Raw genomic sequence first — 21,997 nt, forward strand, 5'->3', positions numbered from 1 at the left:
CTTGCGCTGTCGACCTATCGACAGCGGGAGGCGAATTCTACAGCGTTACACGCTGCTGTCAACACCTCTTTTACAGCGCTTCCGGGCTTCGATGAACTGAAGACCACATCGTTCTAAATCTACTTAACTCACTGAATGAAAAGGAGTTTTTCGTTTCGACCGCGTCGGAAGTGGGGCGAATTATAGGCCCATGGAATTCGCCGTCAACCCTTATTTTCATTTTCTGCCGAGAGGATCAGAAGGGCGCTTCTATATAGAATGGATAGAGCGGGGCGCCTAGAGCACCCCCGCCTCGCGCAACCCGGCCACCGTTTCCGGTGTCAGGTTCAATACCCGCCGCAAGACCTCCAGCGTGTGCTCGCCCAATAGAGGAGGGGCATTGCGATATTCCACCGGCGTCTCTGAAAGCCGAATAGGACTCGCCACCTGCGGCACTCGCCCGGCCAGTACATGAGGCAGCTCAATAGCCAGCCCCCGCGCCAGCACCTGGGGATCGGCAAACACCTGCGACAAGTCATTGATCGGACCGCACGATACACCAGCCAACTCCAACTGCGTCACCCACTCAGCCGTCGTTTTGAAGACGGTGACCTGGCGAATCAGCGGAATCAAAACCGCCCGATTCGCCACTCGCGCCGCATTGCTGGCAAATCGCGGATCGTCGGCCCACTGCGGCTGACCAGCCACCTCGGCAAACTTGCGAAACTGCCCGTCATTGCCCACCGTCAGAATGAAGTCGCCATCGGCGGTAGGGAAGTCCTGATACGGGACGATATTCGGATGGGCATTGCCCAGGCGCTTGGGAGCCACCCCGGTGGTCAGGTAGTTCATTGCCTGGTTGGCCAGGCACGCCACCTGTACATCCAGCAGGGCCATGTCGATATGTTGCCCACCGCCGTCGCGATCCCGGTGAGCCACAGCCGCCAGAATCGCTACGGTGGAGTACAAGCCGGTGAGGATATCGGTCAGGGCCACGCCCACTTTCAGCGGACCGGCATCTGCATCGCCTTCGGGCCTGCCCGTCAGACTCATCAGCCCGCCCAGGCCCTGAATCATGAAGTCATAACCGGCACGCTTGGCATACGGCCCGGTCTGACCAAAGCCGGTGATCGAGCAATAAATCAGGTTCGGGTTGAGCACCTTGAGCGACGGGTAGTCCAGGCCATAGGCAGTCAGCCCGCCGACCTTGAAATTCTCGATCAAGATATCGGACTTCATCGCCAGCTCGCGCACCAGCCGCTGCCCCTCGGGTTGCGTGAAGTCGATGGTGATCGATTGCTTGTTGCGGTTGGCTGATAGGTAATAGGCCGCTTCGCAAGTGTTTTTGCCATGGGCGTCCTTCAGGAAGGGCGGCCCCCAGGCACGAGTGTCATCACCGTGACCTGGGCGCTCGACCTTGATCACCTCGGCCCCCAGGTCCGCGAGGATCTGACCGGACCAAGGCCCGGCCAGTACCCGCGACAAATCCAATACCCGCAGATGCGAAAGCGCGCCCATAAACCAAGCTCCTATCAGTAAAACGCCTGAAGGCCGGTTTGTGCGCGCCCGAGAATCAGCGCGTGCACGTCGTGGGTACCTTCATAGGTATTCACCACTTCCAGGTTCACCAAGTGACGCGCAACCCCGAATTCGTCGCTGATACCGTTGCCACCGAGCATATCTCGCGCCATGCGGGCGATGTCCAGGGACTTGCCGCAGGAGTTGCGCTTCATGATCGAAGTGATTTCCACCGCCGCCGTGCCTTCATCCTTCATCCGCCCCAGGCGCAGGCAACCCTGGAGGGCAAGGGTGATTTCAGTCTGCATGTCAGCCAGTTTTTTCTGGATCAGTTGGGTGGCTGCCAATGGACGACCAAACTGTTGGCGATCCAGGGTGTACTGGCGAGCCGTGTGCCAGCAGAATTCGGCGGCCCCCAGCGCTCCCCAGGAGATACCGTAACGGGCAGAGTTAAGGCAGGTGAAGGGACCTTTCAGGCCGCGGACATCCGGGAAGATGTTCTCTTGCGGCACAAAGACGTTGTCCATGACGATCTCGCCGGTGATCGAGGCGCGCAAGCCGACCTTGCCGTGAATCGCCGGAGCGCTCAGGCCTTTCCAGCCCTTCTCCAACACAAAGCCACGGATATCACCCGCATCGTCCTTGCCCCAGACCACAAACACATCGGCGATCGGGCTGTTGGTGATCCACATCTTGCTGCCGGTCAGGCTGTAACCGCCTTCGACCTTGCGCGCCCGGGTGATCATCGCTCCCGGATCGGAACCGTGGTTAGGCTCGGTCAAACCGAAGCAGCCGATCCATTCGCCGCGGGCCAGCTTCGGCAGGTATTTCTGCTTCTGCGCTTCGGTGCCGAACTCGTTGATCGGCACCATCACCAGGGAAGACTGTACGCTCATCATCGAGCGGTAACCCGAATCGACCCGCTCCACCTCACGGGCGATCAGGCCATAGCTGACATAGTTCAGGCCACTGCCGCCATACTCGGTCGCGATGGTCGCGCCCAGCAGGCCGACCTCACCCATTTCGCGAAAGATCGCCGGGTCGGTTTTTTCATGGCGGAAAGCTTCGAGAACCCGTGGCGCCAACTTGTCCTGGGCGAACTGCTGGGCGGCGTCGCGAATCATCCGCTCCTCTTCGGTGAGCTGTTGATCCAGAAGCAGGGGATCGATCCAGTTGAAGCTAGCCTTACCGCCCATGAGAGAGCCCTCGCGAATAGATCAAATATTGTGGGTTGATCCTAGGCGCCACCCGAGGATCCGGCAAACGAGGATTTTGCATGCTGTTGTGCTAATTTCTCACTCCGACACTCTGTTGAACGCGTTCTCGCACTACATTTAGTGAGGTTGCCGTACATGCGCCGGAAGATCCCCAGCACCGCCGCGCTGATCAGCTTCGAAGCCGCCGCCCGCCACGAGAGCTTTACCAAAGCGGCTGGAGAGCTTTCCCTCACCCAGGGCGCGATTTGCCGACAGATTGCCAGCTTGGAGGAGTTCCTCGGCATCGAGCTCTTCCGGCGTTCAAGACGGGGTGTGAAGCTCACTGAGGCAGGACTGTCCTATAGCCGCCGGGTCGCCACGCAACTGGATGCGGTCGAACGCGACACGCTGTCAGTCATGGGCCAGCAGGGCGCCAACGTGATCGAACTGGCAGTGGTACCGACATTCGGCACTCAGTGGCTGCTGCCGCGACTCAAGGACTTCCAGCAACAACACCCGCAAGTCACGGTCAACCTGACCAACCGTACCCGACCGTTCCTGTTTGCCGATACCGACTTCGACGCCGCCATTTACTTCGGCGATGCCGACTGGTCGGGTACCGAATCCCACCACTTGATGGGCGAGAACCCGATGCCGGTGTGCAGCCCGACCATGCTCGGCGCCCGCCAGAGTCTGAGCGCGCCGCAGATCGCCGACTTGCCACTGCTGCAACAGACCACACGGCCCTATGCCTGGCGCCAATGGTTCAATGCCCAGGCACTGAATATCCCTCGCGACATGACAGGTCCGCGCTACGAGCTATTCTCCATGTTGGCCCAGGCCGCCATGCACGAGATGGGGATTGCACTGATTCCGCCGTTCCTGATTCGGCGCGAATTGGCCGAGAAGCGCCTGGTGATCGCTAACCCCAATGCGCTTTCCAGCATCAAGGCCTATTACCTGATGATTCCCGATCGCAAAGTCGAATCGGCATCCCTAAGGGCATTTCGTGACTGGCTGGTTAGTCAAGCTCGGGGCTACAACCTGCTGACTTGATGGCCTTCAACGACAAGCCAATTTAGTGGCTATAACCATAACGCACTACAGATATAACAAAATATCGCTTTTAAGATAGCCGCTTGCGCAACTGAAATCTTGTACGAAAGTCCCTGATAACAAGGGTTTTAGCCTATTTTTCCCCGGCAGATTCATTGTGCATATTATCGACTCGAAATTTCTCCATTTTCGGCCAGAATTCTTGCGAAGCCGGTATTTTACTGGCTCAAGATCATCTCATGGGGCACTAAGTCACAGGGTGACTTGTAGTTAATATGAAGTTAACTTTCAGAATATCTTGAAGGGTGCAGTTTTCGCCCGAAAAATGCCGCGCCCCGTCGCCAATCGGCGGGATCGTGCTGATCGGCCGCTCCAATCGCACCCCCGTAGTGCGCTGGCCTTCTTATAAAAAAGATCATGCAGGAGATTTGATGTGCACATCGGTGTTCCTCTCGAAACCCAGTCGGGTGAAATGCGGGTTGCCGCTACCCCGGAAACCATCAAGAAGCTGGTCGGCCAGGGCCATAAGGTCACGGTGCAAAGCGGTGCCGGTCTCAGGGCCAGCGTTGTCGACACGGCGTATGAGGCAGCTGGCGCCACCATTGGCAGCGCCACCGAGACCTTTGCCGCCGAGCTGATCCTCAAAGTGGTCGCCCCCAGCGACAGTGAGTTGACGCTGATCCGCCACGGCACCGTGCTGGTGGGCATGCTCAACCCGTTCGACAACGAAACTATCGCCAAACTGGCGGCTAAAGGCATTACCGCTTTCGCCCTGGAGGCCGCGCCACGCACCTCCCGCGCACAAAGCCTCGATGTACTCTCGTCCCAAGCCAACATTGCCGGTTACAAGGCCGTACTGCTGGCTTCCCATCACTACCCGCGCTTCATGCCGATGCTGATGACCGCAGCGGGCACGGTGAAAGCTGCTCGCGTGCTGATCCTCGGTGCCGGCGTGGCCGGGTTGCAGGCCATCGCCACCGCCAAGCGCCTGGGCGCCGTGATCGAAGCCTCGGACGTGCGTCCGGCGGTGAAAGAGCAAATCGAGTCCCTAGGGGCGAAGTTCGTCGACGTCCCCTACGAGACCGACGAAGAACGCGAATGCGCGGTCGGCGTCGGCGGTTATGCGCGACCGATGCCAGCCAGCTGGATGCAGCGCCAGGCCCAGGCCGTGCACGAGCGCGCCAAACAAGCCGATATCGTCATTACCACCGCGCTGATTCCCGGGCGCAAGGCCCCGGTACTGTTGAGCGCCGAGACCGTGGAGCAGATGAAACCCGGCTCGGTGGTCATCGACCTGGCTGCGTCCCAGGGCGGCAACTGCCCGCTGACCGTGGCCGACCAGGTGGTGGTCGAACATGGCGTGACCATTTGTGGCCCAACCAACCTGGCCAGTGAAGTCGCGGCGGACGCCTCGGCGCTGTATGCCCGCAACCTGCTGGACTTCCTGAAGCTGGTCTTCAACAAGGAAGGCCAATTCGAAGTGAACCTCGAAGACGACATCGTCGCCGCGTGCCTGATGTGCCGCGACGGCCAGGTCATCCGCAAGAACGCCTAAGCAGGGATTCAGACGATGCAAGAGCTTATCTCCCCCGGTATCTACAACCTGATCATCTTCGTGCTGGCGATCTATGTCGGTTACCACGTGGTCTGGAACGTCACACCCGCGCTGCATACACCGTTGATGGCCGTGACCAACGCCATCTCGGCAATCGTGATTGTCGGCGCCATGCTCGCGGCGGCGCTGACCGTGACCCCACTGGGCAAGACCATGGGCACACTGGCCGTGGCCCTGGCGGCGGTGAATGTGTTCGGCGGCTTCCTGGTAACGCGCCGAATGCTTGAGATGTTCAAGAAAAAAGCCCCGAAAGCGGTAAAAGAACAGGCGCCGAAGTCATGAGCATGAACCTCGTAACGACGCTCTACCTGATCGCCTCGATCTGCTTTATCCAGGCTCTCAAGGGCTTGTCGCATCCGACCACTTCGCGACGCGGCAACCTGTTCGGCATGCTCGGCATGGCCCTGGCAATCATCACCACCGTCGGCCTGGTGTTCAAGCTCGGAGCCGAGCTGGCAACGGCCGGTATCGGCTACGTGCTGGTCGGCCTGCTGATCGGCGGCACCGCCGGCTCGATCATGGCCAAGCGCGTCGAGATGACCAAGATGCCGGAGCTGGTGGCCTTCATGCACAGCATGATCGGCCTGGCCGCAGTATTCATTGCCATTGCGGCGGTGGTCGAGCCGCAATCGCTAGGTATCGTCAAGCAACTGGGCGATTCGATTCCCGCCGGTAACCGCCTGGAACTGTTCCTCGGCGCGGCGATTGGTGCAATTACCTTCTCAGGTTCGGTCATCGCTTTCGGCAAGCTGTCGGGCAAATATCAATTTCGCCTGTTCCAAGGCGCACCCGTGCAGTTTGGCGGCCAGCACCCACTGAACCTGCTGCTGGGTTTGGCGACACTGGCCCTCGGCGTGGCCTTCATGCTGACCGGCAACCTCGGCGCCTTCGCGCTGATGTTGGCCCTGGCCTTCGTGTTAGGGGTACTGATCATCATTCCTATCGGCGGCGCGGATATGCCGGTGGTGGTGTCGATGCTCAACAGCTACTCCGGCTGGGCGGCAGCGGGCATCGGCTTTTCGCTGAACAACTCGATGCTGATTATTGCCGGTTCGCTGGTGGGGTCGTCGGGTGCAATCCTTTCATACATCATGTGCAAGGCGATGAACCGTTCGTTCTTCAACGTGCTGCTTGGCGGTTTCGGCAACAAGGCCGATGTCGGTCCTGCCGGCGCCAAGGAAGCTCGCCCGGTGAAATCCGGCTCAGCCGACGACGCCACCTTCCTGTTGGCCAACGCCGATACCGTGATCATCGTGCCCGGCTACGGTCTGGCGGTGGCCCGTGCCCAGCACGCGCTGAAGGAACTGACCGAGAAGCTGACCCACCGTGGCGTCACCGTGAAGTACGCGATTCACCCGGTGGCCGGGCGCATGCCCGGCCATATGAACGTATTGCTGGCCGAGGCCGAAGTACCTTACGACCAGGTGTTCGAGATGGAGGATATCAACTCCGAGTTTGGCCAGGCCGATGTCGTGCTAGTGCTCGGCGCCAACGACGTGGTCAACCCAGCGGCGAAGAACGATCCGAAGTCGCCGATTGCCGGCATGCCGATTCTCGAAGCCTTCAAGGCCAAGACCATCATCGTCAACAAACGCTCCATGGCCAGCGGCTACGCCGGCCTGGATAACGAGCTGTTCTACCTCGACAAGACGATGATGGTCTTCGGCGATGCGAAGAAAGTCATCGAGGACATGGTCAAGGCTGTCGAATAACACTGGCTGTAGTGCCCGATCGAAAATCCCATCCTTGAGCAAGATGGGATTTTTCTTTGTCAGCGCAAAACCCACCAAAGGCTCTGAATCGAGGGTTGGGACCGGCCTTGGCGACCTGCGCGATGCACTGAGCTGGCACATCAATCTGGAAAAAACCGGGAAAATGCTGGCGGATTGATTGACACAGTTCTCTGCTGGTGCAAACACAGTTTCTTCAGCGGGCGAACCTTTTGCAGATAACAGACAAAAACTGTACTGCTGTACTGGTCATTTTTCAGCTCAGAACGCCTTCAACCCCTCAACATCACACACAAACGCACCAATATCGGGCGCATAGGTACAGTTGTCTAAATTATGAGCAGTACAGCGCCTATAAACAGTTAACTGGTCCCTCACAATACAGATGAACTGTATCTAGAGAGACTAGGCAAAGAAGAGGATCATTGGCATCAGTTAAACCACTACCTAATCCCGCCATAAGCGGAAGGATGTCAATCATGGAACGTACACTCAGTTCCGAGCTGTTCTACGAAAACACTGCTACCAACGCTCAAGCTACCCTGCCTCTGCGCGTTCTCGCCAACCTGATGCTGTGGCAGCGCCGCATCGCTAGCCGCCATCAACTGGCTCGCCTGGATGCTCGTCTGCTGGCCGATGCCGGTATCAGCGAAGCACAGCGCTACGAAGAGTTGAGCAAGCCGTTCTGGCGCTAAATAGCGCTCGCTGGCCCTGACCCATCGGGTCCACCGCCAGCACCCGAATTGAAAAAACCGAGCCCGTCGCGAGCAATCGCGGCGGGCTTTGTCGTTCCTGGTCCCAGGATTTTCAGGCGGGAATGGAAGAACGTGTCGGCACGTACAGTTTTAAATTATTTGAAAAACAACCAGTACAGTTTATAAAGCTCGATAAAAAGGCCCTGAGCCGACTATCAGGACCAAAGAACCGGCTTTGCGTCGCAGGGAACTGCGCCTACTATCACGGTCATAGGTAGCCTACGGCGCGGAATGTGCGTCTGAGGTTCATCGCTCATCGCGTTGGAGTGGCCGTTGTCGCCTTGTGTCACCGTTCCTATTTCACGTTCAGGAGATTCACCATGTTCCGTTCTCGCCTGCTCAGCGCGGCCGCCCTGTTTTGCATTGCCGCCGCGGCCAATGCCAGCAGCTTCATCGTCACCACCGACTCCCTGGTCGATGCCCTCAAGGCCACCTCCGACGCGACGTCCGACGCCACTTCATCGTTGCGTGACAACAAGATCGTGCGCGCCGCCCAGGACGATGCCGCGAGTTTCGTCGCCAGCGATGGCCAGATCCGCAGCGTGAAGCTGGAAAGCGCGTTCGACACCATTCGACGCCAGGCGCCCCAACTGCAAGCCAGCGATGCGCAACTGGCCCAGGCAATCCTGGCGATCTGAACCAGCGAACTTGCAGGAACGTGGCTCGACCGCTCCTGCAAGATTGCACGATATGTCAACGACAATGGGCGCGCTGGTTCCGATCCATGCATTCCGCTAGCCTTGACGCTCCTTCACTCAGCCATCGAGACCCATGCGTTCACTCTCCTTATTGTTCATAGCACTTTGCTGGATCACGCAGGCCCACGCATTCGACCTGACCACACAAGGCGTTGTTATCAGCGGTTATGCCACCAGCCAGGTGACTACCGCGCCCTTCGACCATAAACTGATAGCGGCCCAGGATGACGCCGCCGCCTTCGTCGCCAGCGCAGGCCAGTGGCGCGGCGCGCAACTGGAGTCAGCCCTGGCCTACCTGCGCCAGACCCGACCAAAACTTCATGCCAGCGACCTTGAACTGGCCGAAGCAATTCTCGTCCAATAGTCACTTTTGTATTGCGGAGACACTTCATGCGTACCCCCCTGATCGTCGCTACCCTCGGCCTGCTGTTGCTGGCTGACGTGGCTTCGGCGCATACCCTGGTGGCCACCAGTAACATCATCGTGCGGGCCTCCGGGCGCACCATCGACTTCACTTCGGACACCACCACCTCGATCCGCGACTCGAAAGTGGTTCGCGAAGCTCACGACGATGCCGCCAGCTTTGTCGCCAGTCATGGCGAGATCCGCGGAGCGCAACTGGAAGCCGCCTTCAATGCCTTGCGCAGCCAAGTGCCGCAAGCCCGCGACGCCAGCGACCAGGCCCTCGCCGAAGCCATTCTCGCCCTGTGAAGCCATTTGCCGGCTGGCTGCTGGCCTGCGCGCTGTTGCTAGGTAGTAACGCGGCCCAGGCCGGCCTGCAACTACGGCTCAAGACTGACGGCCTGAGCAAGGCCGAGCAGCAGGCTAGCCAAATCCTGCTCGATGAAGCCATGGCGCACCTACCGCCACGTTTTATCGAGCAATTGGACCGACGCATCGATGTCGGCTGGTCGACCGATATGCCCGCCAATGCCTACGGACAGGCGACGCTGGTCGCGGAGTTGGATCTCAACCGCAACCTACTGCCCGGTCTGGTGGATGGTTCGGCAGCCAGCAAAAAAACCTTGCGCCCCCACGGCACGGTACGCGAGGAAATGCTCGCCACCGTGTTGCATGAACTCACCCATATCTATGACCGCGCCCGCTTATGGCCCGACGCCGAACGCACGCTGATCCAGCGCTGCCGCCGACAAAGCGGGAATACCGGCCTGGTCGGCCTGCCCGATCAGTGTCGGGGCCAGACCAGCCGGCGCTTTACCCTCAGTGATGACCCGCGCCTGCTGGACCTGGCCGGCTGGCAGCAGTCGGTAGGCACTCGCGGCCAACGCGAACAGCACAACAAGCAAGTCGCCCGCAGCCCGGATAGCTATGAGATCACCAATCCCAAGGAGTTCGTCGCGGTCAACATGGAGTACTTTCTCCTCGACCCAGCCTATGCCTGCCGCCGTCCAGCGCTGTATCGCTATTACCAGGAACGCTTCGGCTGGGCGCCACGGGAGAAGGACCGCTGCGACAAGACCTTCCCCTTCCTGAATGCCGGCAACGACTTCGGCAAGACCCCACTGGGCCGGATCGATCCCGAGCGAGTCTATGAAGTCGACTACCTGCTAGCCGAAGCCAACCAGAACTGGGTCAGCCGCTGGGGCCATAGCATGTTACGCCTGGTAATCTGCGCGCCAGGCCGCCCACGCGGACCGGATTGCCGGCTGGACCTGGACCAGCACCTGGTATTGTCGTACCGCGCCTTCGTCAACGATGTGCAGCTCTCGACCTGGGGCGGCCTGACCGGTGCCTATCCATCGCGACTGTTCGTCCTGCCGTTGGCCCAGGTCATCGATGAATACACCAAGACCGAACTGCGCAGTCTGGCCTCCGTGCCGCTGACACTGTCGCGCCGGGAGATCGAGGAAGTGGTCGAGCACGCCGCCGAAATGCACTGGAGCTACGACGGCAATTACTACTTCGTGACCAACAACTGTGCGGTGGAGACACTCAAGCTGTTGCGCAGCGGCACTGATAATACTCAACTCAAGGGCCTGGACAGCATCATGCCCAACGGCCTGCTGGAAGTCCTCAAGGGTCGTGGCCTGGCCGACACCAGCGTGCTCGACGACCCGCGCGAAGCCTTGCGCCTGGGCTATCGCTTCGACTCTTACCGGGACCGTTACCAGGCGATGTTCGAGGTGTTGAAGAAGCATTTGCCGATCCGACAGCAAACCGTCGAGGACTGGCTGTCACTGTCCCCCGAAGACCGCCGCCCGTGGTTCGCCCAGGCCGACCTGCGCACCAGCGCCGCCTTGCTGCTGCTGGAACAGGCGGGGTATCGCCGGCAACTGCTGTTGGCCCAGGACGAGGTCAAGCAGAAGTACCTGAGCGGACGCGATATCAAGGACAGCGGCATGGACCAGGCCAACCGTACCTTGCAGGCTATCCTCGCCAACAGCGGCTTCCTCAGCCGCCCGGCGGAACTGCTCGGCAGTGGCGGCTATGGCTTGCCGCAACCGGGCGAATGGCAGCGCCTGGAAGCCGAGAGCAGCCAGCGTCAGCAACAGCTACAACGACTCACCGGCGACCTGGACAAGGAAGTGCGCAAACTCCTCGACCCGGCTCGCGAAGCCGAGATCGAAGCCAGCGAAGCCAACCTGAAGCGGCTCGGCGAGCATTTGCGCAGCCTGCATAAAGCGGCAGGCGGGCTGGAGCTGCCTTGATTCGCCGCCACACGACCTTGCGTCCGACTTTGCGCAACGAAAGCTGGCTGAAAGCTTGCCCCATTAGCATCGCCTCACCGCCGGCACCAGACCGGTCGGTCGTGGCGCGCCTCATAGGCGCTCGACGGCCCATTAACAACAACAATTGGTGATGCCGATGTCCGCTACGACCTGCCTGTTCGCTGCAACTGCTTCCGTGCTTCCCGCGCTGACTGAGCGTCACTAGTCGCTTCGCCTTCCCTAGCCGCGTTACGCCCGGAGTATCCCTATGCTGACTTTCCTTGGCTTCGCCATGGTCATTACGTTCATGTACCTGATTATGACCAAGCGCTTGTCCGCGCTGATCGCCCTGATCATCGTGCCGATCATCTTCGCCCTGTTCGGCGGCTTCGCCGTGGGTATCGGCAAGATGATGATCGAAGGCATCACCAAGCTCGCGCCGACCGGCGTGATGCTGATGTTCGCCATTCTCTATTTCGCCCTGATGATCGACTCCGGCCTGTTCGACCCGGCCGTGCGCAAGATCCTCAGGCTGGTCAAGGGTGATCCGCTGAAAGTCTCGGTCGGCACCGCCGTACTGGCCCTGGTGGTGTCCCTGGACGGTGACGGCGCCACCACCTACATGATCTGCGTCGCCGCCATGCTGCCGCTGTACAGTCGCATCGGCATGAGCCCACGAATCATGGCCGGGCTGATCATTCTCGCCGGCGGGGTGATGAACATGACACCCTGGGGTGGCCCGACCGCCCGTGCCGCCAGTGCGCTGCATGTCGACCCGTCGGATATCTTCGTGCCGATGATCCCAGCCATGTGTGCCGGGGTCGCGGCGATCCTGCTGATCGCCTACTTCTACGGCAAGCGTGAGCGCACCCGCCTCGGTGAACTGTCTGTGCTCGGCGATGATATCGACCATAGTGAAATCAGCGTCTCGCAATTCCCCGATGCCCGTCGACCGAAGCTGATCTGGTTCAACGGTGCCCTGACCCTGGGCCTGATGTGCGCGCTGATCGCCGGATTGTTGCCCCTGCCGGTACTGTTCATGGTTGCGTTCAGTATCGCCATGATCGTCAATTACCCATGCCTGCAACAGCAGAAGGACCGTATTGCGGCCCACGCCGGCAGCGTGTTGGCGGTCGTCGGGTTGATCTTTGCCGCCGGCATCTTCACCGGTATCCTGTCCGGCACCGGCATGGTCGAGGCCATGTCCAAGAGTTTGTTAGCGGTGATCCCGCCGGGGCTGGGGCCTTACCTGGCGGTAATCACGGCCCTGGTCAGCATGCCATTCACCTTCTTCATGTCCAACGATGCGTTCTACTACGGCGTGCTGCCGGTGCTGGCCGAAGCCGCCAGCCACTACGGCGTCACCGCTGTGGAAATAGCACGTGCCTCGATCGTCGGCCAACCCGTCCACTTGTTGAGCCCGCTGGTACCATCGACCTACCTGCTGGTCGCCCTGGCCGGTATCGAGTTTGGCGACCACCAACGGTTTACCCTCAAATGGGCAGTACTGGTGTGTTTGTGCATACTAGCCGGAGCACTGCTGATGGGGACGTTCCCGTTTTTCGGTAGCCTATAAAGACAACGCTTCACCGCCACCCCGGCAATCGGACTTAGCAGCACGAAGGCGGCTGCCGGGGTAGCCCACACTCGCGCAAAGGAATACACATGGAATGGCTGACCAACCCGGAAATCTGGGTTGCCTTCTTCACCTTGACCGCCCTGGAGATTGTCCTGGGCATCGACAACATCATCATGATCTCGATCCTGGTCGGTCGCATGCCCAAACACATGCAACAGCGCACCCGGATCTTCGGCCTCGCCCTGGCGATGATCACAAGGATCCTCCTGTTGCTGTCGATCACCTGGGTCATGCGCCTGACCGCCGACCTGTTCGTGGTCTTCGGCCAGGGCATTTCCGGTCGTGACCTGATCCTGTTCTTCGGTGGCCTGTTCCTGCTATGGAAAAGCTCCCAGGAAATCTACCACGGCTTGGAAGGTGAGGAGGAGAACGTCAGTGACGGCCCGAAAGGCAAAGGCGGCAACTTCCTCTACACCATCATCCAGATCGCGATCATCGACATCGTGTTCTCGCTGGATTCGGTGATCACCGCAGTCGGCATGGTCTCCCATGTGCCGGTGATGGTCGCGGCCATCGTGGTGGCAGTACTGGTGATGATGTTGGCGTCCAAGTCCATCGGCGACTTCATCGACAAGCACCCGTCGTTGAAGATGCTTGCCCTGTCGTTCCTGATCGTGGTCGGCACCGTGCTCATCGCCGAAGCCTTCGAAGTGCATGTGCCAAAAGGCTACGTCTACTTCGCCATGGCATTCTCCCTGGCCGTGGAAGCAATCAATATCAAGATGCGCACCGCCATGCAGAAAAAGAAACAACAACAGGATCCGGTGAAACTGCGCAAGGATGTTCCGGGTCAATAAACTCGAAACGTTGGCAGAACACCGAAAAGGGGCTTGATTTGCCCCTTTTTTGCAGTTGCATGCAATCGGCTTTGTGACAGATTTGTTTCAAAACAGGTTTTGGCTGTGCGATGCTGGCGCTTGGCCCGAGAGCCAACTAAAGCTTAAGGACAAGTCGTGGAAAGGCGCGCGGTAAATCTACATTGGCCCTTTTTGGCCAGAGCAATTCCAGGGGGCCCTCCATGCTGACCCTGCTCAATCTGCTTTCCGCCGTGACCCTGCTGATCTGGGGTACGCATATCGTCCGGACCGGTATCCTGCGGGTCTACGGCTCCAACCTGCGCCAGGTGATCGGCCAGAACATGGCCCGACGCCCGCTGGCCTTTGTCGCCGGTATCCTGGTCACAGCCATGGTCCAGAGTAGCAACGCCACGGCGATGTTGGTGACGTCCTTTGTCGGCCAGGGCCTGATGGCGCTGACTCCAGCCCTGGCAACCATGCTCGGCGCCGACGTCGGCACCGCGCTGATGGCCAGGGTATTGACCTTCGACCTGTCCTGGCTGTCGCCGTTGCTGATCTTTCTGGGAGTGATCTTCTTCCTCTCGCGCAAGCAGACCCGCGCCGGACAACTCGGGCGCGTGGGCATCGGCCTGGGGCTGATCATCCTCGCCCTGCAACTGATCGTCGAAGCCGCCGTGCCGATCACTCAAGCCCAGGGCGTGAAGGTGGTATTCGCCTCGCTGACCGGCGACATCCTGCTCGATGCCCTGATCGGCGCGTTGTTCGCCATGATTTCCTACTCCAGCCTCGCCGCCGTGCTGCTGACCGCCACTCTGGCAGGGGCCGGGGTGATCAGCCTGCCGGTCGCCATCGGCCTGGTGATCGGCGCGAATATCGGCAGCGGCGTGCTGGCCTTTCTCGGCACCAGCATGCGCAACGCCGCTGGCCGCCAGGTCGCCCTGGGCAGCCTGCTGTACAAGCTGATCGGCCTGCTACTGATCATCCCCGTGCTCAGTCCCCTGGTGCGCTGGATCGACAGCCTGGACTTCAGCCCGCAGGAAATGGTCATCGGCTTCCACCTGATCTATAACACCGTGCGCTGCCTGCTACTGCTGCCCAGCGTCGGCCCCATGGCCCGGTTGTGCGCCTGGCTGCTACCGGAGCGGCCCGAGGCCAACGGCAAGGTCAAGCCCCGACACCTCGACCCGGCCGCCCTCGATACGCCGAGCCTGGCGCTGTCCAGCGCCGTGCGCGAAACCCTGCGCATCGGCGACCTGATCGACAACATGCTCGCCGCCATGCTGGATGTGCTGCAAGGCAAACAGACCGCCGTGGCCATTGAGATGCGTCGCCTGAGCGATGATGTCGAAGTGCTGTACAGCGCGGTCAAGCTCTACCTGGCGCAGATGCCTCGCGAGGACCTCGGCGAGCACGACAGCCGCCGCTGGGCGGAAATTATCGAGCTGGCGATCAACCTGAAGCTGGCAGCCGATCTGATCGAGCGTATGTTGCGCAAGGTTCAGCAGCAGAAGACCGCAAAACGCCGTTCATTCTCGGAAGTTGGCTTGGAAGAATTGGCCGGGCTGCACAGCCAGTTGATCGACAACCTGCGTCTTGGCCTCTCGGTGTTTCTCAGCGCCGACCCGAAAAGCGCCCGTCAGTTACTGCGGGAAAAACGCCGCTTCCGCGCCCAGGAAAGGCGCTTGGCCCACGCCCATGTCAGTCGCCTGCAACGCAAGATCGTCCAGAGCATCGAGACCAGCTCCTTGCATCTGGAGTTGATTGCCGACATGAAGCGTCTGAATTCGTTATTCTGCGGTAGCGCTTATGTGATCTTGGAAACCTCCGAGACCGGCGCACTGGCTTTGGAAGAAACAGCCGATATCACACACTCGCCTTGAACGCTCACGGTTGGCTTGTTGTCTGTGCGTAGTGGCCTGTGTGGCTGGTTCTGTCAGTCCATTGCGGCGACACCAGCCTCCGGTCCGCATTGCTGTAGCTCGCCATAGCCGGCTATGCCTCGTCACAGCGCCTCGGCCATGGACGTGTGGCATCCGAATTTGAGCTGACGAACTAACCGTAAAGGCCACTAGAAACCTATCCTCGGAAAATGGTTATGCGTTACCTGCTGCTCGTGTACCTACTGCTCACCTTCGCCCCTGCCCATGCCCTTGATCGCTTCCAGGTCGAGGGCTATCAGTTGCCCAACGGTCTGCAACTGCTGCTCAAGCCCGGTAGCGAGCGCGGGCATGTGGCGATCCGGCTGGTGGTGGGCGTCGGCTTCGACGATTTCGCCTGCGCCGACAAGGAACTGCCGCACCTGCTCGAACACCTGCTGTTCAGTGGCGTCGACGGCGGCGGCGAGGGCGACCTCGAGGAACGCATGCAGGCCCTCGGTGGCGAGTGGAACGCCTATACCAGCGACGCCGATACCACTTTCGTGATCGAAGCGCCGGCCAGCAACCAGCGCAAGATTCTCGACTTGCTGCTGGCCGTCCTCACTCAGACCCGCTTCAGCGACGCCGATATCGCCACCGCCAAGCAGGTAGTGGAACGCGAGGACGGCGGGCACTACTCACACTTGCAGCGTTGGCTGGATATTCAAGCGAGCGGGCATCGCAGTAGCGATCAATTGGCCATGGAACTGGGCCTCAAATGTCCCGGTCGGGCAGAGGTCGGGCACCTGACCCGCGAGCAACTGGAGGCCGTGCGCAAGAACTGGTACGCGCCGAACAACATGACCCTGATCATGGTCGGCGGGCTCGATCGCCTGCTGCCGGCTTATTTGGACCGGACCTTTGGCGCACTGGAACCCATCGAGCCCAACGACCACCTGCCTCTCCCGCAGATCCTCCACCATGGCGCCGCACAGCGCGACCTGATCCGTGGCTGGATCGGCAACGGCGCGAAGATCCACTGGCTGTTTCCGGAGCCTGCATCGCAAGGCCCATCGGACGAAGCCATCGACCTGCTCAAGGACTACCTGGACTGGACGCTCTATCGCCAATTGCGACTGGCCCACAGTCTGTCCTATGGCCCCTGGAGCGAACGCGAAGTGCTCGGCGGCGTCGGCTTCTTCAGCCTCAATGCCGATGTCGAACGGGAGAACCTCGGCCAGGCGCAACAAGTGTTGACCGAGCTGAAAGAGCAGCTGCTCAAGGACGGTCTCGACCCGGCGACCTTCGCGCGCCTGCAACAAGCCGCCATCGCCCGCCAGGCCTGGGCGGTGCAGGGCAATAGCGCCCTGGCCGATTACTACTGGAGCGCGCTGGAGGATTACCAGGACGGCCACTTCACCGACCCGGCCAAAGCCCTGGCGGCCGTGACGCTCAAGGAAGCCAACCTGGCCCTGCGCAAACTGTTCGAACAGCCGGGCTACCTGCGGATCGAGAAGCCATTGTTGAGCTATGACCAGTTGCTGTGGTTGGGCACGGGTCTGGTGGGGCTGATCGTGTTGGCTCTGTTGGGTTGGCGCGCCCGTCGTCGCTAGTGGCCTGTACGGTGAGTTCGTTAGCTCAAGTTCGGATGCCATAAGTTCATGGCTAAGGCGCTGTGACGAGTCATAGCCGGGCTATGGTGAGGAACAGCAACGCAAGCCAGGGATTTAGGGCGCCGAAATTGACTCATAGAACTAACCACACAGGCCACCAGGGCCTGTGGCGTGTCCATCCGGCAAGCCAGCTCCCATCCTCCGCGCTAAAACGGTATTGTGTCTGGGTATTTCTCCCGCCAGCACTGTGAATCGCCGAATGCCGAAATTAGCCCTTTTAATCCAGCGCCTCCTCGAATTGATGAAGCGTTATCCGGGGGTTATCGCAGCCTTTGGCTTCTGCTCGGGGATCGCCAGCTTCATCCTGGTCGACCGCCAGCAGAGCAAGGCCAGCCTAATCGCCATCGTACTGTTGCTGAGCTGGCTTTGGCTGATGTTGGAAGGCGTGCTGACCCAACTGTTCAGCCGCCTGTTCAAACGCGAGATCCCGGAACCGCTACTGCGTTACGCGACACAATTGATCCACCAGGAAAGCCTGTTCTTCGTTCTGCCGTTCTTTTTCATTACCACCACCTGGAACAGCGGCCAACTGGTGTTCACCAGCCTGCTCGGTGCGGCGGCGCTGGTGTCGATCATTGACCCGCTGTACTACAAGTGGCTGGCACCGAAACGCTGGCTGCTGCTCGGCCTGCACACCCTGACACTGTTCGCCGCCTTGCTCACCGCGTTGCCGATCATCTTGCACCTGACCACCGCCGAGAGCTACAAACTGGCACTGGGCACCGCCATGTTGCTGTCGATCCCCAGCCTGGCGGTCAGTCTGCCGCCGCGTGGCGTGCGCGGCTGGCTGATGCTGGTCAGTGTGACTCTGGCCATCGGCGGCTCGGGCTGGCTGCTGCGCTCCTGGGTACCGCCCGCGACGCTGTGGATGACCGAGGTCGCGCTGACCACGCAATTGCAGGACCGCACCCCCGGCGATAGCCTGAAACAAATCAGCGCCAGCCAGGTTCGCAACGCCGGACTCTATGCCTACACTTCGATCAATGCACCGCGTGGGTTGGACGAGCGGATCTACCATGTCTGGGAGTTCAACGGACATGAAGTCGACCGTATCGCCCTGGATATCCACGGTGGCCGCAAGGAAGGCTACCGTGCCTGGACCCACAAGCAGAACTTCCCGGCCAATCCGAGCGGGAACTGGCTGGTGCGGGTGCTCACCGAAGATGGACAGATGCTCGGCGTGTTGCGTTTTAAGATCACCGACCAAGAGTCGTCGGCAAACACCGTGCAATTCTAGCGGTCATGCTATTAAAGTGCCTTGCGTCAATGCCTATCAACCTTGGAGTTTATGATCATCAGCACGATGGCCGGTAACGCCCAACTGGATACCTCAAGCGCGCCCCGACGCCTGCGCATCAGCGGCGACTGGACGCTGGCCCATTACACCACACTGAAAAAGCATACCGGCGGGCTGATGGGCAAGTATGACGCCACCACCGCCGTCGACCTCGACCAACTGGGCGCCCTTGACACCGTCGGCGCCTCGCTGCTGGTGGAACTGCTGGGTGCCGAACGCCTCGGGCAACTGGCCGACCACGCCGAGCACCTGTCCGCCGCCAACCGGGCGCTGCTGCAAACCGTCTACCGGGCGCTCGCCGACTTCCGCGCACCGCTCAAGGAGGCGGAGCCAGCAGCCGGCATGCAGTTGCTCGAAAGGATCGGCTGCGCCGTGGACCAGGTGTGGAAAGACACTCTGCAACTGCTGGGTTTTATCGGCCTGATCCTGGAAACCTTCGCCCGCGGCCTGTTCCGGCCCTCGCGCTGGCGGGTCACGGCAATGGTCGCCCACATCGAACAGACCGGCCTCGATGCCGCGCCCATCGTTGCCCTGCTGACCTTTCTGGTGGGAGCCGTGGTGGCGTTTCTCGGCGCGACGGTGCTGGCAAGCTTCGGCGCCAGTATTTTCACCGTAGACCTGGTGGCATTCTCCTTTCTGCGCGAATTCGGCGTGCTGCTGACCGCGATCCTGATGGCCGGTCGTACCGCCAGCGCCTTTACCGCGCAGATCGGGTCGATGAAGGCTAACGAGGAAATCGACGCCATTCGCACCCTCGGCCTCGACCCCATGGAGTTGCTGGTGTTGCCACGGGTTTTAGCGCTGCTGATCGCGCTGCCGATGCTGACCTTCCTCGCCATGCTCTGCGGGATTGTCGGCGGCGGCGTGGTCTGCGCATTGTCGCTGGGCATCTCGCCGGCGATGTTTCTCTCGTTGCTGCAAGCCGATATCGGCATCCAGCACATGCTGGTCGGCCTGGTGAAGGCACCGTTCTTCGCTTTTCTGATCGCCGCCGTTGGCTGCCTGGAGGGCTTCAAGGTCAGCGGCAGCGCCGAATCGGTCGGTACCCACACCACGTCCAGCGTGGTCCAGTCGATCTTTATCGTGATCGTGCTGGATGCGGTCGCCGCTTTGTTCTTCGTGGAGATGGGCTGGTGAGCCGGGTGATGCGGCCGTCGAGCGAGGCGGTGATCCAAGTACGCGGGCTGTGCAATCGTTTCGCCAGCCAGAGTGTCCACGAGCACCTCGACCTGGAACTGTACAAGGGCGAGATCCTTGCCGTGGTCGGCGGCTCCGGCAGCGGCAAATCGGTGCTGATGCGCAGCATCATCGGCCTGCGCCAGCCCAGCGAGGGTCAGGTGCGGGTGTTCGGCCAGGACCTGCCCAACCTCTCGGAGCAGGCCCGCTCGCAGGTCGAGCGCCGCTTCGGTGTGCTGTTTCAGAAGGGCGCACTGTTTTCCTCGCTGACCGTCAGAGAGAACGTCGCCCTGCCACTGATCGAGCACGCCGGCCTGAGCCGTATCGAGGCCGAACACCTGGCCTGTATGAAACTGGCCTTGGTCGGGCTGCCACCGACCGCCGCCAACAAATACCCGGCGTCGCTGTCCGGCGGCATGATCAAGCGCGCCGCCCTGGCTCGCGCCCTGGCGCTGGACCCGGACATTCTGTTTCTCGACGAACCCACCGCCGGTCTCGATCCCATTGGTGCCGCCGCCTTCGACCAACTGATCCTCACCTTGCGCGATGCCCTGTGCCTGAGCGTGTTTCTGGTCACCCATGACCTCGACACTCTCTACACCATCACCGACCGGGTCGCGGTGCTGGCGCACAAGCGTGTACTGGTGGCGGATGCGATCGATCGGGTTGCCGAGACCGACGATCCGTGGGTACACGAATACTTCCATGGCCCCCGTGGCCGCGCCGCATTCGAAGCGGCTACACCGCTTAAGGAGGGATGAGATGGAAACCCGCGCCCATCACGTGATGATCGGCCTGTTCAGCGTGCTGGTGGTGCTCAGTGCCTTGTTCTTCGGGCTGTGGCTGGCCAAGTCCAGCGTCGATACCGCGTTCAAGGACTATGAGGTGGTCTTCAACGAGGCGGTCAGCGGCTTGTCCAGGGGCAGCCCGGTGCAATACAGTGGGATCAAGGTCGGCGACGTACTGCAACTGAGCCTCGATCCGCAGGACCCACGCCGGGTACTGGCGCGCATCCGCCTGGTCGGCGACACCCCGATCAAGGAAGATACCCAGGCCAAGCTGGCCCTGACCGGCATTACCGGCACCTCGTTGATCCAGCTCAGTGGCGGCACCCCGCAAAGCCCGGAACTCAAGGGCAGGGATGGCAAACTGCCGGAAATCATCGCTTCGCCGTCACCGATTTCCCGGCTGCTGAGCGACAGCAATGACCTGATGAGCGGCATCAACATGCTGCTGCACAACGTTAATACCCTGTTCTCTCGGGAGAACGTCGAACGCGTCAGCCAAACCCTCGACAACCTCCAGCGAGCCACCGAGGCTATCGCCGGCCAGCGCGACGATATCCGTCAGACCCTGCGCCAGATGCCTCAGGTCGGCAAGCAGATGAGCGCCACCCTGGAACAGACCTCGCGGCTGATGCGCAATGCCAACAACCTGCTGGACCAGCAAGGCTCCCAGGCCCTGGGTAGTGCCGAACGCGCCATGCAATCACTGGAGCAGACCAGCGCGACCATCAACCAGTTGCTAGTCAACAACCAGAACTCGGTCGACAGCGGGTTGCAAGGACTCAATGAACTGGCTCCGGCGATCCGCGAGCTGCGCGACACCCTGAGTGCCTTGCGGGCCATTTCGCAACGTCTGAACGCCAACCCCAGCGGCTATTTGCTCGGCCGTGACAAGAACAAGGAATTCACCCCATGAGGCTTGCCCGTCGCACCCTGAGCCAACTGACCCTGTTCACCGGACTGGCCCTGGGCAGCGCCTGCTCGATCCTACCCCAGGCCGAACCCGCGGATGTCTATCGACTACCGACCGCGCAGAACAGCATCCCGGCCCCCAACAGCCTGCCGCTCAACTGGTCGTTGCGCATTGCCAAGCCCGTCGCCAGCGATGCGTTGAACAACCCGAACATCGCCGTGTTGCCCCAGGGCGACCTGATCAGCCACTACAAGGCCTCGCGCTGGAGCGATCCGGCGCCGGTGCTGCTGCGTAACCGCATCCTCGACGCTTTCCAGCGTGATGGCCGGGTGCGCCTGCTGAGCACCGACGATAGCAACCTGCAGGCCGATTTCGAGCTGGGTGGCGAGTTGCAGGCGTTCCAGACCGAGTATCGCGGGCAGGACGCCGAGGTGGTGATCCGCTTCGACGCACGGCTGGTGCGCGGCAACGACCAGCGGATTCTTGCCAGCCGGCGCTTTGAAGTGCGCCAGCCGATCACTGACAAGCAGGTGCCCGGCGTAGTGGCGGGCTTCGGCCAGGCCGGAGACAAACTGACCGGACAATTGATCGGTTGGGCGGTGCAACAGGCGAACGAAAGAACTCCCACGGCGCGCTGAGGGTAGT

21 protein-coding genes are annotated in these 21,997 nt (G+C 60.8%); 19 read left to right on the forward strand and 2 right to left on the reverse strand.

Features of this window, described 5'->3' with window-relative positions; translation table 11 throughout:
• Positions 1-276: 276 nt before the first annotated feature.
• Together AWM79_RS12930 and AWM79_RS12935 are read right to left on the reverse strand one after the other, a co-directional pair.
• Entirely contained in the window at positions 277-1,497 is a 1,221-nt protein-coding gene (locus tag AWM79_RS12930) for a CaiB/BaiF CoA transferase family protein (RefSeq protein ID WP_017132099.1), read from the reverse strand.
• Between the two features lie 14 nt (positions 1,498-1,511).
• The gene (locus AWM79_RS12935; protein ID WP_017132100.1) at positions 1,512-2,693 is read right to left on the reverse strand and encodes an acyl-CoA dehydrogenase; all 1,182 of its coding nucleotides are present in this window, start codon (positions 2,691-2,693) and stop codon (positions 1,512-1,514) included.
• A 156-nt stretch (positions 2,694-2,849) separates the two neighbouring features.
• On the opposite strand from AWM79_RS12935, the gene AWM79_RS12940 reads away from it, so the two are divergent.
• The 19 genes from AWM79_RS12940 (at position 2,850) to AWM79_RS13025 (ending at position 21,990) form a co-directional block, all read left to right on the forward strand.
• Positions 2,850-3,749: a LysR family transcriptional regulator gene (locus AWM79_RS12940; RefSeq protein ID WP_017132101.1), complete on the forward strand. Its 900-nt coding sequence runs from the start codon at positions 2,850-2,852 to the stop codon at positions 3,747-3,749.
• Between the two features lie 433 nt (positions 3,750-4,182).
• Complete coding sequence (locus tag AWM79_RS12945; RefSeq protein WP_060783021.1) at positions 4,183-5,304, forward strand: Re/Si-specific NAD(P)(+) transhydrogenase subunit alpha; 1,122 nt, start codon at positions 4,183-4,185, stop codon at positions 5,302-5,304.
• A 15-nt stretch (positions 5,305-5,319) separates the two neighbouring features.
• Complete coding sequence (locus tag AWM79_RS12950) at positions 5,320-5,646, forward strand: NAD(P) transhydrogenase subunit alpha part 2 (RefSeq protein ID WP_017132103.1); 327 nt, start codon at positions 5,320-5,322, stop codon at positions 5,644-5,646.
• Positions 5,643-7,076, forward strand: coding sequence for an NAD(P)(+) transhydrogenase (Re/Si-specific) subunit beta (locus AWM79_RS12955; RefSeq protein ID WP_017132104.1), 1,434 nt, complete (start codon positions 5,643-5,645; stop codon positions 7,074-7,076). Before AWM79_RS12950 ends, AWM79_RS12955 begins: the two co-directional genes overlap by 4 nt.
• A 34-nt stretch (positions 7,077-7,110) precedes the next feature.
• A complete protein-coding gene (locus tag AWM79_RS24990; protein ID WP_156430109.1) occupies positions 7,111-7,254 on the forward strand; it encodes a hypothetical protein in 144 nt (47 codons plus the stop codon).
• Between the two features lie 319 nt (positions 7,255-7,573).
• On the forward strand, positions 7,574-7,789 hold the full coding sequence (locus AWM79_RS12960; RefSeq protein ID WP_017132106.1) for a DUF1127 domain-containing protein: 216 nt from the start codon (positions 7,574-7,576) through the stop codon (positions 7,787-7,789).
• 380 nt (positions 7,790-8,169) lie between these two features.
• Positions 8,170-8,487 carry a DUF2388 domain-containing protein gene (locus AWM79_RS12965; RefSeq protein ID WP_017132107.1) on the forward strand — a complete coding sequence of 106 codons (318 nt, stop codon included), beginning with the start codon at positions 8,170-8,172 and terminating at the stop codon, positions 8,485-8,487.
• A gap of 133 nt (positions 8,488-8,620) precedes the next feature.
• A complete protein-coding gene (locus AWM79_RS12970) occupies positions 8,621-8,911 on the forward strand; it encodes a DUF2388 domain-containing protein (protein WP_017132108.1) in 291 nt (96 codons plus the stop codon).
• A gap of 26 nt (positions 8,912-8,937) precedes the next feature.
• Positions 8,938-9,258: a DUF2388 domain-containing protein gene (locus AWM79_RS12975; protein WP_017132109.1), complete on the forward strand. Its 321-nt coding sequence runs from the start codon at positions 8,938-8,940 to the stop codon at positions 9,256-9,258.
• Entirely contained in the window at positions 9,255-11,216 is a 1,962-nt protein-coding gene (locus tag AWM79_RS12980) for a DUF7844 domain-containing protein (protein ID WP_060783022.1), read from the forward strand. Before AWM79_RS12975 ends, AWM79_RS12980 begins: the two co-directional genes overlap by 4 nt.
• A 268-nt stretch (positions 11,217-11,484) precedes the next feature.
• Entirely contained in the window at positions 11,485-12,792 is a 1,308-nt protein-coding gene (locus AWM79_RS12985; protein WP_017132111.1) for a CitMHS family transporter, read from the forward strand.
• Positions 12,793-12,881: 89 nt separating this feature from the next.
• Positions 12,882-13,652, forward strand: coding sequence for a TerC family protein (locus AWM79_RS12990; protein WP_017132112.1), 771 nt, complete (start codon positions 12,882-12,884; stop codon positions 13,650-13,652).
• Between the two features lie 221 nt (positions 13,653-13,873).
• A complete protein-coding gene (locus AWM79_RS12995; protein WP_060783023.1) occupies positions 13,874-15,532 on the forward strand; it encodes a Na/Pi cotransporter family protein in 1,659 nt (552 codons plus the stop codon).
• A gap of 215 nt (positions 15,533-15,747) precedes the next feature.
• Positions 15,748-17,121, forward strand: coding sequence for a M16 family metallopeptidase (locus tag AWM79_RS13000; RefSeq protein WP_060783024.1), 1,374 nt, complete (start codon positions 15,748-15,750; stop codon positions 17,119-17,121).
• Positions 17,122-17,380: 259 nt separating this feature from the next.
• The gene (locus AWM79_RS13005; RefSeq protein ID WP_060783025.1) at positions 17,381-18,418 is read left to right on the forward strand and encodes a DUF5924 family protein; all 1,038 of its coding nucleotides are present in this window, start codon (positions 17,381-17,383) and stop codon (positions 18,416-18,418) included.
• A 51-nt stretch (positions 18,419-18,469) separates the two neighbouring features.
• On the forward strand, positions 18,470-19,615 hold the full coding sequence (locus tag AWM79_RS13010; RefSeq protein ID WP_017132116.1) for an ABC transporter permease: 1,146 nt from the start codon (positions 18,470-18,472) through the stop codon (positions 19,613-19,615).
• 8 nt (positions 19,616-19,623) lie between these two features.
• Positions 19,624-20,415, forward strand: a complete 792-nt coding sequence (locus AWM79_RS13015) for an ABC transporter ATP-binding protein (RefSeq protein WP_218165207.1) — start codon at positions 19,624-19,626, stop codon at positions 20,413-20,415.
• Position 20,416: 1 nt separating this feature from the next.
• Positions 20,417-21,355 (forward strand): MlaD family protein, encoded by a 939-nt coding sequence (locus AWM79_RS13020; protein ID WP_017132118.1) that lies wholly within the window; start codon positions 20,417-20,419, stop codon positions 21,353-21,355.
• Entirely contained in the window at positions 21,352-21,990 is a 639-nt protein-coding gene (locus AWM79_RS13025) for an ABC-type transport auxiliary lipoprotein family protein (RefSeq protein WP_017132119.1), read from the forward strand. The genes AWM79_RS13020 and AWM79_RS13025 overlap by 4 nt, the downstream gene beginning before the upstream one ends.
• Positions 21,991-21,997: the final 7 nt, after the last annotated feature.

It is taken from the genome of Pseudomonas agarici (assembly GCF_001543125.1).
In the GTDB taxonomy this organism is placed as follows: Bacteria; Pseudomonadota; Gammaproteobacteria; order Pseudomonadales; family Pseudomonadaceae; genus Aquipseudomonas; species Aquipseudomonas agarici.

Excerpts from the sequence above, each read along its gene's own strand:
- AWM79_RS12930 (WP_017132099.1), bottom strand. The coding sequence starts at position 1,497 with ATGGGCGCGCTTTCGCATCTGCGGGTATTGGATTTGTCGCGGGTACTG.
- AWM79_RS12935 (WP_017132100.1), bottom strand. The coding sequence starts at position 2,693 with ATGGGCGGTAAGGCTAGCTTCAACTGGATCGATCCCCTGCTTCTGGAT.
- AWM79_RS12940 (WP_017132101.1), top strand. The coding sequence starts at position 2,850 with ATGCGCCGGAAGATCCCCAGCACCGCCGCGCTGATCAGCTTCGAAGCC.
- AWM79_RS12950 (WP_017132103.1), top strand. The coding sequence starts at position 5,320 with ATGCAAGAGCTTATCTCCCCCGGTATCTACAACCTGATCATCTTCGTG.
- AWM79_RS12955 (WP_017132104.1), top strand. The coding sequence starts at position 5,643 with ATGAGCATGAACCTCGTAACGACGCTCTACCTGATCGCCTCGATCTGC.
- AWM79_RS12960 (WP_017132106.1), top strand. The coding sequence starts at position 7,574 with ATGGAACGTACACTCAGTTCCGAGCTGTTCTACGAAAACACTGCTACC.
- AWM79_RS12965 (WP_017132107.1), top strand. The coding sequence starts at position 8,170 with ATGTTCCGTTCTCGCCTGCTCAGCGCGGCCGCCCTGTTTTGCATTGCC.
- AWM79_RS12970 (WP_017132108.1), top strand. The coding sequence starts at position 8,621 with ATGCGTTCACTCTCCTTATTGTTCATAGCACTTTGCTGGATCACGCAG.
- AWM79_RS12975 (WP_017132109.1), top strand. The coding sequence starts at position 8,938 with ATGCGTACCCCCCTGATCGTCGCTACCCTCGGCCTGCTGTTGCTGGCT.
- AWM79_RS12985 (WP_017132111.1), top strand. The coding sequence starts at position 11,485 with ATGCTGACTTTCCTTGGCTTCGCCATGGTCATTACGTTCATGTACCTG.
- AWM79_RS12990 (WP_017132112.1), top strand. The coding sequence starts at position 12,882 with ATGGAATGGCTGACCAACCCGGAAATCTGGGTTGCCTTCTTCACCTTG.
- AWM79_RS12995 (WP_060783023.1), top strand. The coding sequence starts at position 13,874 with ATGCTGACCCTGCTCAATCTGCTTTCCGCCGTGACCCTGCTGATCTGG.
- AWM79_RS13000 (WP_060783024.1), top strand. The coding sequence starts at position 15,748 with ATGCGTTACCTGCTGCTCGTGTACCTACTGCTCACCTTCGCCCCTGCC.
- AWM79_RS13005 (WP_060783025.1), top strand. The coding sequence starts at position 17,381 with ATGCCGAAATTAGCCCTTTTAATCCAGCGCCTCCTCGAATTGATGAAG.
- AWM79_RS13010 (WP_017132116.1), top strand. The coding sequence starts at position 18,470 with ATGATCATCAGCACGATGGCCGGTAACGCCCAACTGGATACCTCAAGC.
- AWM79_RS13015 (WP_218165207.1), top strand. The coding sequence starts at position 19,624 with ATGCGGCCGTCGAGCGAGGCGGTGATCCAAGTACGCGGGCTGTGCAAT.
- AWM79_RS13020 (WP_017132118.1), top strand. The coding sequence starts at position 20,417 with ATGGAAACCCGCGCCCATCACGTGATGATCGGCCTGTTCAGCGTGCTG.
- AWM79_RS13025 (WP_017132119.1), top strand. The coding sequence starts at position 21,352 with ATGAGGCTTGCCCGTCGCACCCTGAGCCAACTGACCCTGTTCACCGGA.